This is a genomic window from Actinomyces sp. Z16 (genome assembly GCF_003111765.1).
In the GTDB taxonomy this organism is placed as follows: domain Bacteria; phylum Actinomycetota; class Actinomycetes; order Actinomycetales; family Actinomycetaceae; genus Actinomyces; species Actinomyces glycerinitolerans.
Map to the genome: position 1 here is coordinate 854,825 of NZ_CP027862.1, position 15,006 is coordinate 869,830.

Sequence of the window (15,006 nt, forward strand, 5' to 3'; positions counted from 1 at the left end):
GTCGCCTCACTCGACGCTGAACGCGTTGCGCGCGTTCATGCGCATCTGGATCGCCGTGATGATGAAGATGAGCACCCCTAGCACGAGCGCCATCGAGGTCGCGTAGCCCATCTGCAGGTTCTTGAAGGCCTTCTGCCAGATGTACCAGACGATGGTTGCGGCGGAGTACTCGGGGCCGCCAGTGGGGGTCATGATGTTGATTTCGGTGAACATCTGGGAGCCGTTGATGATGTTGGTGACGATCAAGAAGAAGGTCACGGGACGCACCATCGGCAGCGTGATCGAGATGAACTTGCGTAGCGACCCGGCGCCGTCGAGTTCGGCCGCCTCGTACAGCGACTTCGGTACCGACTGGATGGCGGCCAGGTACAGCAGCATGGAGTAGCCCAGGCCCTTCCAGACGGACATGATGATGATCGCCGGTTTAACCGTTGCGGTGTCTTGGAGCCAGTTGGGGCCCTGGATTCCGAAGATGTGCAGCACCTGGTTGACCAGGCCATAGTCACCGTTGTAGGCCCACTGCCACAGAATGGCGATGGCCGCGAGCGAGGAGATCACCGGAATGTAGTAGACCGTGCGGAAGAAGGTCCGCCCCGGCAGTCTCCGGCTCAGAGCCATGGCCAGCAGCAGTGACAGGACCAGGCCGATCGGGATGCCCAACATGTAGAAGAACGTGTTGAACAGCGTCTTGCGGAAGTAGGGGTCGGAGGCGATGGCGATGAAGTTGTTCAGCCCGATGAAGCGAGGGGCGGACAGGCCGTTCCATGAAGTGAACGAGGCATAGATGGAATAGCCCAGTGGAAAGAGAGTGAACAGCAGGAAGCCGATCACGGGGGCGGCGACGAAGACCGCCGCCCAGCGGTGCTCACTGCGGTGCAGTGTGGACTTGCGCTGCGGCGCTACGGCCGCCGCGACCGGCCGTGGGGGCGCGGTTTTGGTAAGGGACATGGTGCAAACTCCGGGTTGGCGCTGAGGCAGGCGTCTCCACCCGCCTCAGCGAATGGGAATCAGGCGCCGGCCTGAGCCTGCTTGGCGGCCTCGACGGCGGCGTCGAGCTTTGCCTGCATGACGGGCTGCACCTCCGCGCAGTACTCGCTGGCGGTCTTGTCCCCGTCCAGCACCGGCTGGATGTTGGTGAAGAACTCGTCATACCACTCGGGGCTCCAGGTGACCGCACCGGGAAGGGCGTGGCCGTCGGTCTCGACGATCTGGAGGAACTCCTCCTTGTTGGCCGGTGCCGTCTCGGTGTCGGTGGCGTACTCGTCCTTGGCGTAGTCGATCAGGTTGGGAATCTGGATGCCCGCCTCAACCAGTTGCTTCTGGCAGTCGCGGTCGGCCGAAAGGTAGGCGACCAGCTTGGCGGCGAGTTCGGGGTACTTCGTGCCCGAGGAGACGGCGATGCCCAGCGAGCCGATGTAGGTGGACGGCTTGCCGGTCTTGCCGGCGGGGAACGGAATCAGGTCCCACTCGAAGTCCAACTCCTGGTAGGTGGACACGTCCCAGGGGCCGACGGGGAAGAAGCCGATCTGGCCGCGCATCCAGCGCTGGTAGGTGTCCATGGTCTGGGCCTGGGCAATGGAGGGGGTGATGCCGTACACGTTCTGCATGTCCGCGAAGAACTGCAGTGCCTCGGCGAACTCCGGGGTGTCGACGGTGACGGTGGTGTGCTCCTCGTTGCACCAGTCGGCGCCGTTGGACCACACGAAGGCCTGCAGGCACCAATTGACGTTCAGGCCCGTGCCCCACTGGTCGAGCTCGCCGTCGCCGTCGGTGTCCTGGGTGAGCTGCTGACACACGTCGACGAACTCGTCCCAGGTGTAGGGCACGTCCTTGTCGGGCAGCTCGAGCCCGGCCGCCTCGAACATGGTCTTGTTGTAGCCGAAGGCGAACGGGCCGACGTCCTTGGGCAGGCCGTAGATCTGGCCCTTGCCGACCTGGGTGCCGTCGTAGCGGTAGGAGTCCACGCCGTAGGCCCAGATGTTGTCCAGGTCGACGTCGCCGAGCATGTCGGTGATGTCCATGACGATGCCGTTGGAGGCGAAGGACATGACCGAGCCCTGCTCCAGGTAGAAGACGTCGGGGACCTGGTTGCCGGTGATGGCGGCCTGCAGCTTGGTGGAGTACTGGTCGGCGTCGGTGGTGATGACCTTGACGGTGCAGTTGTTGGCCTTGGAGAAGTTGTCGATGGCCGTCTGGTAGGCGGCCTTCTCGTCCGTGCCTCCGCGGAACATGTAGGTCAGCTCCGGGGTGCCGGAGGCGGAGGAATTAGAGGAGGAGCAGCTCGCCAGGGCGGAGGCTCCAGCCAGAGCACCCGCTGCCAGGGCGAGTGAGTTGAAGGAGCGACGGCTGAGCATCTGGTGCTTCATCATTGAAGGACTCCGTTCGGAAGAAGTGGGGCATCATCGGCCCGCTTGATTTACAACGTTAGAAAGTATGGCATGTGACCGGCTGCACGTCAATACCGCAATTCGTGCCGGAATCATGCGGGAAACTCCGGGTATTGACAGGCTGGGCGAGTGCGTGCAGCATCGTCTATAACGATGTACCAATGAGGGTGCGTGCCGCTGCGGGCCCGACCGGCTCGGTGGGGCTTGCCCAGGGGCGGGGCCCCTGCAGCCGTTCCCCGCACAACTTCGGGAGCAAACATGAACCGACGTTCGCTACTGGTTCTAGGAAGCCTGTTGTCGTCACAGGCAGTGCTTGGACTTGCTGGCGGCTGCGCCGCGAGGTCGAACGCGGACGATGCCGACCGCGGTCCGGCCGCGGAAGTACCCACCCTCGCCGGTGACCTGGTCGCGCACGACCCGGCACTGTTGCTGGACGAGCAGGGCGCACCGCTGGCGGTCTTCTCCACCGGGGATGCGAGCATCGCGGGCGGTGCCATCCTGGTGCGCATCAGCGAGGACGGCGGTACCACCTGGGGGAAGCGAACCGGTGCGTGGCGCCTGGCCGACGAGCCCGCCTGGACGCACGAGGCGGTACCCGGGTTGACGAACTACTGGGCGCCCGACGTCGTCCGTGTGGGTGACGAGATCCGTCTGTACTACGCGGCTTCTACCTTCGGCTCCTCCCGCTCGGCAATCGGCCTGATGGCCAACGCCGCCTTCGACCCGACCGATCCTCAGACCGGCTGGGAGGACCGGGGCGTGGTGATTACCTCCGGCGACGGCGAGGCCTACAACGCGATCGATCCCTCCGTCCTGACCGACGCCGACGGGCGCACCTGGATGGCCTTCGGCTCCTTCTGGGCTGGGATCTTCGCCGTGGAGCTGGGGCGGGACGGACTGCGCGCAGACCCCACCGCAGACCCCATTCGGCTCGCCGACCGCGGCACCGCGCTGAGCGACGTGGAGGGGGCCGCCCTCGCCCAGCACCACGGGTGGTACTACCTGTTCGTCTCCTTCGGCAGCTGCTGTCAGGGAACCGACTCAACCTACGAGACCGCGGTCGGGCGTTCCGAGGCGATCACCGGCCCCTATCTGGACCGTTCGGGTGCGTCGCTCCTCGACGGCGGCGGTACGGTACTACTTAGCAGCCAGGGGAACATGATCGGCCCCGGAGGTGGGGCCGTGGCCGGGGACTGGCTGGTCCACCACTACTACGACGCCGACAACGGCGGCACCCCCACGCTGGCCCTGCGCAGGCTCGCCTGGGACGACGACTGGCCGGTTCTGCTCAGCAGTGAGGAGTTGAGCGCACGTGCGCAGGCGACAGCCTGAGTGGAGGCGGGTCGCCTATTCTGCTCCTGCAAACACGACCCGAGCGGAGCCTCCATGTCACTACCCCCAGACGCCGGCCGCTTCGGCCTGAGCGCGCCCGATCCGTTGTCCGGCACCGAGGCGTGCACCACGCCCATGTCCATGCATTCCGACCCCGCCGACTGGCCCGCACCCGTCCCCGCCCTCGCCCGCCCACTGGGATCCGCCGCCGGTTCGACCCCGTGCCTGGCCGAGCTGACCACCCTGCGGGTGGGTGGCCCGGTCGACAGCTACGTCGAGGCCCGCACCGAGGCTGAACTGATCGACGCGGTCCGCCAGGCCGACGCCGCCGGAACCCCCCTGCTGGTGATCGGCGGCGGTTCCAACATCCTGGCCGCCGATGCGGGATTCGCCGGCGTGGTAGTGCGCGACGCCCGCCAGGAGGTCAGCCTGTCCGCGGATGACCGCTGCGGAGGCGTGGAGTTCACCGCCACCGCCGGCACCACCTGGGACGACCTGGTGCGCGAGGCCATCGCCAACCAGTGGGGAGGCTTCGCGCCCCTGTCCGGGATCCCCGGGACTGTCGGCGCCGCCCCGGTGCAGAACATCGGCGCCTACGGCGCGGAGGTAGCCGAACTGCTCGCATCCGTGCGCGCCTGGGATCGGGCCGCCGGCCGCCCCGCCCACCTGCCGCTGGCCCGCCTGCGCCTGAGCTACCGCGACTCCGACCTCAAGCGCTCCCTGACCGACGCCACCATCGGCGGCGGCCGCACCTGGGGGCCCACCGGGCGCTGGGTGGTGCTGTCGGTGACCTTCTCCGTGCGCACCGCCTCCCTGTCCGCCCCCATCGCCTACGCCCAGCTGGCGCGCACCTTGGGGGCCGAGGTGGGCGACCGCGTGGATGCCCGGGCGGTGCGCGACGCCGTGCTGGAACTGCGCCGCTCCAAGGGCATGGTCCTGGACGACGCCGACCATGACACCTGGTCCGCCGGCTCCTTCTTCACCAACCCGATCCTCACCCGCGCCCAGGCCGATGCCCTCCCCGACGACGCCCCCCGCTTCCCGGTCACCGACCACTCCCAGGCGGTGACGGGCACCCGGCAGGCGCCCGTCGTCGAGGGACTGGTGAAGACCTCCGCCGCCTGGCTGATCGACCACGCCGGCTTCGGCAAGGGCTTCGCCCTGCCGGCGGCCGGAGCCGAGCCGACCGCCAGCCTGTCCACCAAGCACGTGCTGGCCCTGACTAACCGGGGCCATGCCCGCGCCGCCGACCTGGCCGGGCTGCGCGACGCCGTCGTCACCGGGGTGCGTGAGCGCTTCGGCGTCACGCTAGTGCCCGAGCCGGTGCACGTAGGCTTCTAGGTCGTGTTGTGTAAGTGCTTGGGTGGCGGTGCGTGGTTGGGTGTCTGTGTGCGTGGCCGTCGACCCGCCGGTTGGACCCTTGTTCCCCGGTTGGACCGCTGTTCCCCCGTTGGACCCCTGTTCCCCCGTTGGACCGCCGTAGCCGCCGGTTACAGCGGTCCAACGGGGCGTGGGCGGTCCAACGGGGCGTTGGCGGTCCATCGGGGTGGTGCAAGACCCGCTCGCCCCACTTCGACCGTCGACACCGGGTCCCCTGGCACCGCGGGAACGGCCCTGGGCGCCTGAGCGCGCACAACGATCCTCGCTGAGCACACAACCGGCCCGCCCGGAGGCACCCGCGTCGACAACCCGGCTCGGGACGACGCTCCCGAAGGCGCGAGCGTGCTCCCGAAGGTGACTCTGCGTCCTCAACGGGCGCACGCAGCCCACTCAAGCGGGTGGGTCTCGTAGCCACCAGACACGACGAACTCGCCATCGGCTACCAGACCATCACCCACATCGCCGGCACCGACCCACCACAAACGACTAACACAACACACGACCTAAGCGGGCGGCTCCCGGGCCCCGACCGCCCGCGCACCGCCCGGCCCGCCGGCACGGGCAGGCGGCCCGGGGGTCAGTCGTCCGCCGCCAACCAGGCGTCCACCTGCGCCAGCCACTCCCGCTTGGACGACGGCGACGCCAGCGAGGCCCGGATGGAACCGCGCGCCAACTCCGCCAGTGCGGCGTCGTCGAGCCCCTGGTCCCGGGCGATCTGGTACTGGTCCACCAGCCGGGACTGGAACAACAGCGGGTCGTCCGCGCCCAACGCCACCTGAGCGCCGTGCTCCAGGAGCGCCGGAAGCGGCACGTCGCCCGGCTCCCGGTACACGCCCAGGCACACATTCGACGCCGGGCACACCTCCAGGCTGATGCCCGCCGCCGCCACGGCGTCCAGCAGGTCCGGGTCCTCACTGGTGCGGATGCCGTGCCCCAGCCGGGTCGGCCCCAGCGCGGAGACGACGTCGCGCACGTGCTCGGGGCCCAACAGCTCCCCGCCGTGGGGGAGTGAGGCCAAGCCGGCGCGGCGCGCGATCGCGAAGGCCGGCCCCCAGGAGGTGGTCTCACCCGCCCGCTCGTCGTTGGACAGCCCGAAGCCGACGACGGTGCCCGGTTCGTCCCCCGCGTAGTGCGCGGCCAGGCGTGCCAGTGTGCGCGCCTCCAGCGGGTGACGTATGCGGGAGGCGGCCACGATCACGGCCACCTCGACGCCGGACAGGATGGTGGCCTGCTTGGCGGCGTCGAGGATGATCTCCAGGGCGGGGGTGATGCCCCCGACGAAGGGGGCGTAGGAGGTCGGGTCCACCTGGATCTCCAGGCGCCGCGACCCCTCGGCGGCGTCGTCGAGCGCCGCCTCCAGCACGATGCGGCGCATGATCTCCTCGGTGACCACCAGGTGGCGGGCCGTGTCGTAGGCCCGCTGGAAGCGGAACCAGCCGCGGTGATCGGCGGGCACGTGCAGCGGATCCCCCTCCAGGAATGACGAAGGCAGCCGGGCGTGGGCGGAGGAGGCCAGCTCCACGAGCGTCTCCAGGCGCATGGAGCCCGTGAAGTGCAGATGCAGGTGCGCCTTGGGCAGGGCGGCGAGGTCGCGCATGGCGGGATTGTGCCACCCCCGGCGCCCCTGTCGGCCAACCGTCGCCTCACAGACGCAGCAGTCGGCGGCGCCGTGAGGCAGACTGTGCTCATGAGCACCGTCATGGCCGGACACGAGCCCGAGGAGGTTGCCCTGCTCACCGGCGCGCGCGCCGCCTCCGTGCTGGCCGCGGCGCTCGCCCCCGCCGGGCAGCAGCTGATGAGCTGGGAGGTCCACTCGGTGCACCACCGGCCCGGAGCCGGCGTCTCCGTCGGCTACACCGCCGTCGTTGCCCGCCCGGACGGCAGCCGCGCCACCGAGTACCTGTGCGCCACCACGGCGCGCCTGTCCAACCCGCAGGCCGCCGGCCTGACCCGTGTGGCCCCCACGGGCGGGGACGGGCCGATCGTGCACGTATGGCGGCACCCGGCCGACCCGGAGCTGCCCGCGCTCGCGGTCGCCTGCACCCCCTCCCTGCTCTCCCAGCGGCTGGGGTCCCCGGTGAAGGCCACCATGGTCGCCTACCGGCCCACCCGCCGTGCCGTCGTGCGGGTTACCTACCCCGACACCTCCACCGCCTACGCCAAGGTGCTGCGTCCCAGCCAGACGGCGGCCTTCGCCGAGCGGCACCGTATGCTGCGTGCCGCCGGTGTCCCCGCGCCGGACGTGCTGCGCGACGATGCGGACGGCCTGGTGCTGCTGTCCACCGGCCGGGGTGTACCACTGTCCGGGCTGCTGTCGCGAGGCATGGACGAGGCCCAGGCGGCCCGCGTGTTCCAGGGGCTGACCGGTCTGCTGGATTCCCTGCCCGCCGCCGCCCTGCAGTTGGCGGCCCACCCCGCCTGGTCCGATCGTGCCCGCCACTACGCGCACGCCGCCGCCACCGTCCTGCCCGAGCACCTGGCCCGCGCCCGCGCCGTAGCCGAGGGCGTCGAGCAGTTGATGGCCGCCTCCGACCCGGGACCGGTGGTGCCCGTACACGGCGACTTCTATGAGGCGAACGTGCTCATGGAGGGGGAGCGAGTCGCCAGCCTGCTCGACGTCGACTCCCTCGGACCCGGGCGGCGCGTGGACGACCTGGCCTGCCTGCTCGGACACGTCAGTGTCCTGGACCACCTGGCACCCGCCTCCTATCCGCACCTGCGTCCCGTGCTGGAGACATGGACGGCCCTGGCCGAGCAGCAGGTTGACCCGGTGGCGCTGCGCGCCCGCTGCGCCGGCGTGGTGTTGTCGCTGGTGGCCGGGGCACGCCGGGAGGACGGCGGACCGTGGCGCGCCGACGCCGAGGGGCGCCTGGCCCGCGCCGAGTCCTGGCTCGCGCAGGCGCGTGAGCTACAGGCGCGTCGCGGTGCCCACTGAGCGAGGCGGCCGGAGCTCGACGCGGTGGGTGGGAACCAAGCCGCGCGTCGTCGTCGGTCCTCGAGACCGGAAGGGGAACGCAGCCACGTTTTGGACAGTTACACACTCGAAACCGCCGGAGTGCGTAACCTGCGGCCGCGCCGGTGCCCGCCGGCTGAAAGGCAGAAACCGTGTTCCCCACGTCCTCCGCTATTCCCGCAATCTCCGCACTCACCGCCCTAGGTACGGCATCGACCTCGGCCCGACCGGCCGGCTTCAGTGAGGCCCTGACCGCCGCCGACGATTTCCTCTGGGGCCCCTGGCTCCTGATTCCGCTGCTGCTGGGCACCGGCATCTGGCTGACCATCCGCCTGCGCGCCGTCCAGCTGCGCAAGCTCTTCCCGGCGCTGCGCTTCGCCTTCGTGGACCGCAGCGACGGTGAGGCGGACACCGCCGAGGGCGACATCTCCCACTACCAGGCGCTGACGACGGCGCTGGCGGCCACCGTGGGGGTGGGCAACATCATCGGAGTGGCCACCGCCATCCACCTGGGCGGTCCCGGCGCCCTGTTCTGGATGTGGGTGACCGCGTTCTTCGGCATGGCGTCGAAGTACTCCGAGGCCTTCCTCGCCGTCCGCTTCCGCACCACCGACGCCAACGGGCAGAAGTCCGGCGGCCCCCAGTACTACCTGCAGCACGCGATCAAGGGACGTGTGGGCACAATCCTGTCGGTGTTCTTCGCCATCTCCACACTGTTGGCCTGCTTCGGCATCGGCTCCATGACCCAGTCCAACTCGGTCGCCGCCCAGCTGGAGCACTCCTTCGGCGCGGACCCGGCGCTGGTCGGCATCATCATGGCGGTGGCGATCGGTGGCGTGCTGTTGGGCGGGATCGAATCCATTGGGCGCGTCACCGCCGCCTTCGTGCCGATGATGATCGTCTTCTACGTGGGCGGCTGCCTGTACATCCTCGCCGTCAACATCACGGCGATCCCCGCCGCCCTGGCGCTGGTGCTCGCGGATGCCTTCACCGGGCACGGCGCCGTGGGCGGCTTCGCCGGCTCCACCATGCTCATGGCAATCAAGTTCGGGATGGCCCGCGGCATCTTCTCCAACGAGTCCGGCATGGGCTCCGCCGCGATCGCCGCCGCCGCGGCCAAGACCAACCACCCCGTCCGGCAGGGACTGGTCTCCATGACCCAGACCTTCATCGACACCTTCGTGGTGGTCACCTGCACCGGTCTGGTGGTGCTGTCCACCGGCGCCTGGACGGGTGACGACCCGGCCACCATGACCGCCACCGCCTTCACCACCGGCCTGCCCGGACAGTGGGGCCACTACATCGTCTCGGTGGCGCTCATCTTCCTGGGCTGCTCCACGATCCTGGGCTGGGCCTACTACGGAGAGCGCTGCATCGTGCGGCTGGTGGGCGTTCACGGGGTGCTGCCCTTCCGCCTGTTCTTCACCGTCCTGATCTTCCTGGGCACCGTCACCAGCCTGGACGACGTGTGGACCTTCGCGGACATCGCAAACGGCCTCATGGCCATCCCGAACCTGATCGGTCTGGTGCTGCTGTCCGGCCTGATCGCCCGCGAGACCAAGGCATACCTGGAGCAGGACCCGTACTTGCGGCGCCCCGGCGACGAGTTCACCTCCGTCCCGGAGGAAGCCGAGGTGGAGGCCTGAGCGGCCGCGGCTACGATGGTGCGCGAGTCCGCGTCATGCAAAGGAAGCTCAATGAAGATCGTCTCCGCTCACGTCGGCACCATCCCGATCAGCTCCCCTATCCGCAACGCCTACATCGACTTCAGCTCGATGGACTGCTCCATCCTGGCCCTGGTCAGCGACGTGATCGTCGACGGCAAGCCGGTGGTCGGCTACGGCTTCAACTCCAACGGCCGCTACAACGCCTCCGCCATCCTCGAGCAGCGGCTGCTGCCCCGCCTGTTGGCCGCCCCCGAGGCCGAGCTGCTCGACGACGACGGCGCACTCGCCCCCGAACGCGCTTGGCGGGTAATGCTGCGCAATGAGAAGCCCGGCGGCCACGGGGAGCGTTCCGTCGCCGTGGGTGTGGCCGACATGGCCCTGCACGACCTGGCCGCGAAGCTCGCTGGCGTGCCCCTGTACCGCTGGATCTCCGACCACTACGGCGACGGCAAGCCCGACGCCGATGTCTTCGTCTACGCCGCCGGCGGCTACTACGCGCCCGGCAAGACTCTGACCGACTTGCAGGACGAGATGCATCGCTTCCTGGACGCCGGATACCGGGTGGTCAAGATGAAGATCGGCGGCGCCCCGCTGGATGAGGACCTGCGCCGCATCGAGGCGGTCATCGACGGCGTCCTCGACGGCGACGGCTCGCGCCTGGCGGTCGACGTCAACGGGCGCTTCGACCTGGACACCGCGTTGGAGTACGCCCGCGCGCTGGAGCCCTTGGGCCTGTTCTGGTACGAGGAGATCGGCGACCCGCTCGACTACGCCCTGAACGCCGTCGTCGCCGAGAACTACCGGCGCCCCATCGCCACCGGCGAGAACCTGTTCTCCATGCAGGACGCCCGCAACCTGCTGCGTTATGGCGGCATGCGTCCGGACCGCGACTACATCCAGGTAGACCCGGCGCTGTCCTACGGGCTGACCGAGTACCGCCGTGTCCTGGACGTGCTCGACCACCACGGCTGGTCCTCGCGCCGCTGCATCCCGCACGGCGGGCACCAGTTCTCACTCCACATCGCCGCAGGGTTGCACCTGGGCGGCAACGAGTCCTACCCGGGCGAGTTCCAGCCCACCGGCGGGTTCACCGACGACGCCCAAGTCGTGGATTCTCGGGTAGCTCCCGGAGAGCTACCGGGTATTGGGCTCGAGGGCAAGGCTGAGTTCTACTCCGTGCTGCGCGGCCTGCACGCCTGAGGCGGGCTGAGGCCCGACCCCCTGGCGGGAGAGGGCCGCGGCGGCCGTCAATCGACCTCGGCCAGCAGCTGCTGCATGCGGGCGACGCCCTCGGTGATGGCGTCGTCGCTCATGGCATAGGACATGCGCAGGAAGCCGGACGGGCCGAAGGCCTCCCCTGGCACCACGGCCACCTCGGCATACTCCAGCAGCAGGTCGGCCAGCGTAGCCGAGGAGTCGATCACGTGCCCGCGCAGCGAACGCCCGATTAGTCCCTCCACGCTCGGGTAGGCGTAGAAGGCGCCCTTGGGCGTGGGGACCTGCACGCCGTCGATCTCGGAGAGCATGGACACGATCAGCTGCCGCCGCCGGTCGAAGGCGGTGCGCATATGGGCGACCGCCGACAGGTCCCCGCCCACGGCCGCAATGGCCGCCCGCTGGGAGACGTTGGCGACGTTACTGGACAGGTGCGACTGGAAGTTGGTGGCCGCCCGAATCACGTCCGACGGGCCCATCATCCAGCCCACGCGCCAGCCGGTCATCGCATAGGTCTTGGCGACGCCGTTGAGCACCACCGTCTGGTCGGCAAGCTCGGGAACCAACGCCACAATGTGGGCCGGCTGAGCGTCGTCGTACAGCAGGTGCTCATAAATCTCATCGGTGACGACCCAGATGCCGTGCTCGAGCGCCCACTGGCCGATGTGCGTCAGCTCGGCGGGGGTGTAGACGGCCCCGGTCGGGTTCGACGGTGAACACAACAGCAGCACCTTGGTGTGCTCGGTGCGGGCGGCCTCCAGCTGCTCCACCGTCACCTTGTACTCCTGGTCCGCTCCGGCGAACACCTCCACGGTGCTGCCTCCGGCCAGGGCCACAACCTCCGGGTAGGTGGTCCAGATAGGGGTGGGCATGAGTACCTCGTCGCCCGGGTCGAGCAGTGCGGCGAACGCCTGGAATACGGCCTGCTTGCCGCCGTTGGTGACCAGGATGTCCTCCGGGGAGACCAGGTAGCCGGAGTCGCGCAGTGTCTTGGCGGAGATGACCTCGCGCAGTTCCGGCAGCCCCTTGGTGGGGGAGTACTTGTGGTTGACCGGGTCCTGGGCCGCGGCGACGGCGGCATCGACGATGTAGTCCGGGGTGGCGAAGTCCGGTTCGCCCGCGCCGAACCCGATGACCGGCCGGCCGGCTGCGCGCAGGGCCTTGGCCTTGGCGTCGACGGCGAGGGTCGCCGAAGGGGCGATGGCGGCCAGACGGGCTGAGACTCGGCTTCTAGGTGCAGTGCTCACGCGCCGATATTCTCATGACACCGCGGTAGGGCGGTGCCGCTGTCCCGCTATGCGGCGCGAGGTGGCAAGGCTCTCACGCCCGCAAGGCCGGGCACGGAGCCGCGGACGTGGCGCAGCCCACGCGGCTGAAGTTCCGCAATCGGCGGTCCGTGTGGCAAGATGGGTTGCCGCTGAAGGGCAGTGGCGCAATTGGTAGCGCACCGGTCTCCAAAACCGGCGGTTGTGGGTTCGAGTCCCGCCTGCCCTGCTGAGAACGGCGGATCTGTCGGGAGATCCCGTCGGTTCCGTCTTCTCGCCCGCCAGGGCGTGACCGAACCGTCGACCCGAGGATCACGAGAGAACATGAGCGATACGCGCGTCGCCAAGGGCACGCAGGAGAAGAGGCGCGGCCCGATCTCCCGCATCGCCCTGTACTTCCGGCAGGTGATCGACGAGCTCCGCAAGGTGGTCTGGCCCACCCGGAACGAGCTGTGGACCTACTTCGCAGTGGTGGTCGTATTCATCCTGGCGATCATGCTGTTCACCGGGGTGCTCGACGCGATCTTCGACCGGCTCGTCATGTGGGCCTTCGCCTGACCGTCCCGATCCGTCCCCGTTTCCACCAGTCGCCGTCGCCGTCAGATTCAGTCCGAGGAAAGAGAAACACCGTGTCCGAGGAGAACATCCCCGAGGAGCCCACCGTCGTCGACGAGGCCGCCCCCGCCGCCGAGTCGGCCGTCGAGCCGCAGCAGCCGGCCGACGTCGACCCGGTCGAGGAGTTCCGCAAGCAGCTGTCCTCGCTGCCCGGCGAGTGGTACGTGCTGCACACCTACTCCGGTTATGAGCGCCGCGTCGCCGCGGACATCATGGCGCGCGCGGAGAACTTCGAGCTGGAGGACTACGTCTTCGACGCCGTCGCCCCCATGGAGACGGTCATCGAGATCAAGAACGGCAACAAGAAGAAGGAGGTCTCGCGGGTCCGCATCCCCGGCTACGTGTTCGTGCGCATGGACCTGGATGACCCGGAGACCTCCGAGCAGGTGTGGCGCACCATCAAGGACACGCCCGCCGTCACCGGCTTCGTCGGCGACCGCTACGACCCGGTGCCCTTGACCTTCGAAGAGGCCGTCTCCCAGCTCGGCCCCACCCCCGAGGAGGTCGCCTCCAAGCGGGCTGCCGCAGCCACCGCCGCCCCCGAGGAGGGCGCCGCCACCCAGGTTGCCGCCGACGGCCAGGTCTACGAGGTGGCCTTCTCTGTGGGGGAGTCCGTCATCGTCACCGATGGCCCCTTCGAGTCGCTGCCCGCCACGATCTCGGAGATCCACCCCGAGACGCAGAAGCTGCAGGTGCTCATCTCCCTGTTCGGCCGCGACACCCCGGCCGAGCTGGCCTTCAACCAGGTCGCCAAGATCTGACCGCCCGGCCCGCGGGTCCTAAGGACCCGCGGGCGAGGGCGCAGCGCCTGTGAGACCGCCCACCGGCGGGGTCATGGGCGTGCACGCGGGTCTAAGATAGGCGCTCGCGTGCGAGGTACGTGCCCACGTACCAACGCATGAACCCGCTGCACGGCAGGTGTGCAGCATTCCGGACAAGAAAGATCGAATTACCCATGGCTCCTAAGAAGAAGGTCGCCGGGCTGATCAAGCTCCAGATCCAGGCCGGCCAGGCCAACCCGGCCCCGCCGATCGGCCCCGCGCTCGGTCAGCACGGCGTGAACATCATGGAGTTCTGCAAGGCCTACAACGCTGCCACCGAGTCGCAGCGCGGCAACGTCGTCCCGGTGGAGATCACGGTTTACGAGGACCGCTCCTTCACCTTCGTGACCAAGACCCCGCCGGCCGCGGAACTGATCAAGAAGGCCGCAGGCGTCTCCAAGGGCTCCGCCACCCCGCACACGGACAAGGTCGGCTCACTGACCCAGGCCCAGGTGCGCGAGATCGCAGAGACCAAGATGCGTGACCTGAACGCCAACGACGTCGACTCCGCCGCGAAGATCATCGCCGGCACCGCCCGCTCCATGGGCATCAGCGTCGAGGCCTGAATCCAGGCCAACCTCCCCAAACCAATAAGCGTGGAAGGGCCTGCGCGGCCCGTTCACCACGACTGCTAAGGAGAAGCAGATGACTAAGCGCAGTAAGGCTTACCGCGCCGCCGCGGAGAAGATCCAGTCCGGGATCCTCTACACGCCGGCGGAGGCTGTGAAGCTGGCCAAGGAGACGTCCGTCACGAAGTTCGACTCCACCGTGGATGTCGTTCTCCGGCTGGGCGTTGACCCCCGCAAGGCCGACCAGATGGTGCGTGGCACCGTGTCCCTGCCGCACGGTACCGGCAAGACCGCCCGCGTGGTCGTCTTCGCGCAGGGTGAGCGGGCTGAGCAGGCCCTTGCCGCCGGCGCCGACGAGGTCGGCGGCGACGAGCTCATCGCGAAGGTCGCCGGCGGCTACACCGATTTCGACGCAGCCGTCGCCACCCCCGACCTGATGGGCAAGGTCGGTCGCCTCGGCCGCGTCCTCGGTCCCCGTGGCCTCATGCCCAACCCCCGGACCGGCACCGTCACCATGGATGTGGCCAAGGCCGTCGCCGACATCAAGGGCGGCCGCATCGAGTTCCGGGTGGACCGCGCCGGCAACCTCAACTTCGTGATCGGCAAGTCCTCCTTCACCGAGGAGCAGCTGGCCGAGAACTTCCAGGCCGCTCTGGACGAGGTGCAGCGCCTGAAGCCGTCCGCATCCAAGGGCCGCTACATCCTCAAGGCCACCATGGCCACGACGATGGGTCCCGGCATCCCCATGGATGTCGCCAAGCTCTGAGACGTTTCGGCTGACAGACAGCTGAATCGACGGGCC

The 15,006-nt window shown here is 68.9% G+C and carries 13 protein-coding genes and 1 tRNA gene; 10 read left to right on the top strand and 4 right to left on the bottom strand.

The features are described from left to right. Positions 1–6 precede the first annotated feature (6 nt). Positions 7–948: a carbohydrate ABC transporter permease gene (locus C3B71_RS03425; protein ID WP_108966189.1), complete on the bottom strand. Its 942-nt coding sequence runs from the start codon at positions 946–948 to the stop codon at positions 7–9. A gap of 59 nt (positions 949–1,007) precedes the next feature. Beyond that, a complete protein-coding gene (locus C3B71_RS03430) occupies positions 1,008–2,369 on the bottom strand; it encodes an ABC transporter substrate-binding protein (RefSeq protein ID WP_199912569.1) in 1,362 nt (453 codons plus the stop codon). A gap of 276 nt (positions 2,370–2,645) precedes the next feature. Between C3B71_RS03430 and C3B71_RS03435 the strand changes: the two genes are divergently transcribed. Beyond that, positions 2,646–3,719: an arabinan endo-1,5-alpha-L-arabinosidase gene (locus C3B71_RS03435; RefSeq protein ID WP_108966191.1), complete on the top strand. Its 1,074-nt coding sequence runs from the start codon at positions 2,646–2,648 to the stop codon at positions 3,717–3,719. A 54-nt stretch (positions 3,720–3,773) separates the two neighbouring features. Further along, on the top strand, positions 3,774–5,060 hold the full coding sequence (locus C3B71_RS03440) for a UDP-N-acetylmuramate dehydrogenase (protein WP_396027147.1): 1,287 nt from the start codon (positions 3,774–3,776) through the stop codon (positions 5,058–5,060). 616 nt (positions 5,061–5,676) lie between these two features. Here the strand turns inward: C3B71_RS03440 and C3B71_RS03445 are convergent. Next, positions 5,677–6,696, bottom strand: coding sequence for an adenosine deaminase (locus C3B71_RS03445; RefSeq protein WP_108966193.1), 1,020 nt, complete (start codon positions 6,694–6,696; stop codon positions 5,677–5,679). A gap of 90 nt (positions 6,697–6,786) precedes the next feature. Between C3B71_RS03445 and C3B71_RS03450 the strand changes: the two genes are divergently transcribed. The 3 genes from C3B71_RS03450 (at position 6,787) to C3B71_RS03460 (ending at position 10,919) form a co-directional block, all read left to right on the top strand. Continuing rightward, positions 6,787–8,034: a phosphotransferase gene (locus tag C3B71_RS03450; protein WP_108969505.1), complete on the top strand. Its 1,248-nt coding sequence runs from the start codon at positions 6,787–6,789 to the stop codon at positions 8,032–8,034. Between the two features lie 200 nt (positions 8,035–8,234). Next, a complete protein-coding gene (locus tag C3B71_RS03455; RefSeq protein ID WP_083565420.1) occupies positions 8,235–9,698 on the top strand; it encodes an alanine/glycine:cation symporter family protein in 1,464 nt (487 codons plus the stop codon). Positions 9,699–9,749: 51 nt separating this feature from the next. After that, positions 9,750–10,919, top strand: coding sequence for a mandelate racemase/muconate lactonizing enzyme family protein (locus C3B71_RS03460; protein WP_108966195.1), 1,170 nt, complete (start codon positions 9,750–9,752; stop codon positions 10,917–10,919). 47 nt (positions 10,920–10,966) lie between these two features. Here C3B71_RS03460 and C3B71_RS03465 read toward each other — a convergent pair whose 3' ends face one another. Continuing rightward, positions 10,967–12,181 carry a pyridoxal phosphate-dependent aminotransferase gene (locus C3B71_RS03465; protein ID WP_108966197.1) on the bottom strand — a complete coding sequence of 405 codons (1,215 nt, stop codon included), beginning with the start codon at positions 12,179–12,181 and terminating at the stop codon, positions 10,967–10,969. Between the two features lie 174 nt (positions 12,182–12,355). Between C3B71_RS03465 and C3B71_RS03470 the strand changes: the two genes are divergently transcribed. From C3B71_RS03470 to rplA, 5 genes are all read left to right on the top strand, one after another. Further along, positions 12,356–12,428: transfer RNA gene (locus C3B71_RS03470), tRNA-Trp, on the top strand. Between the two features lie 95 nt (positions 12,429–12,523). Beyond that, positions 12,524–12,757, top strand: coding sequence for a preprotein translocase subunit SecE (gene secE, locus C3B71_RS03475; RefSeq protein WP_083565331.1), 234 nt, complete (start codon positions 12,524–12,526; stop codon positions 12,755–12,757). Positions 12,758–12,828: 71 nt separating this feature from the next. Then, on the top strand, positions 12,829–13,575 hold the full coding sequence (gene nusG, locus C3B71_RS03480) for a transcription termination/antitermination protein NusG (RefSeq protein WP_073327586.1): 747 nt from the start codon (positions 12,829–12,831) through the stop codon (positions 13,573–13,575). Between the two features lie 194 nt (positions 13,576–13,769). Then, complete coding sequence (rplK, locus tag C3B71_RS03485) at positions 13,770–14,201, top strand: 50S ribosomal protein L11 (RefSeq protein WP_073327584.1); 432 nt, start codon at positions 13,770–13,772, stop codon at positions 14,199–14,201. 79 nt (positions 14,202–14,280) lie between these two features. Beyond that, entirely contained in the window at positions 14,281–14,970 is a 690-nt protein-coding gene (gene rplA, locus C3B71_RS03490; protein WP_073327583.1) for a 50S ribosomal protein L1, read from the top strand. Positions 14,971–15,006: the final 36 nt, after the last annotated feature.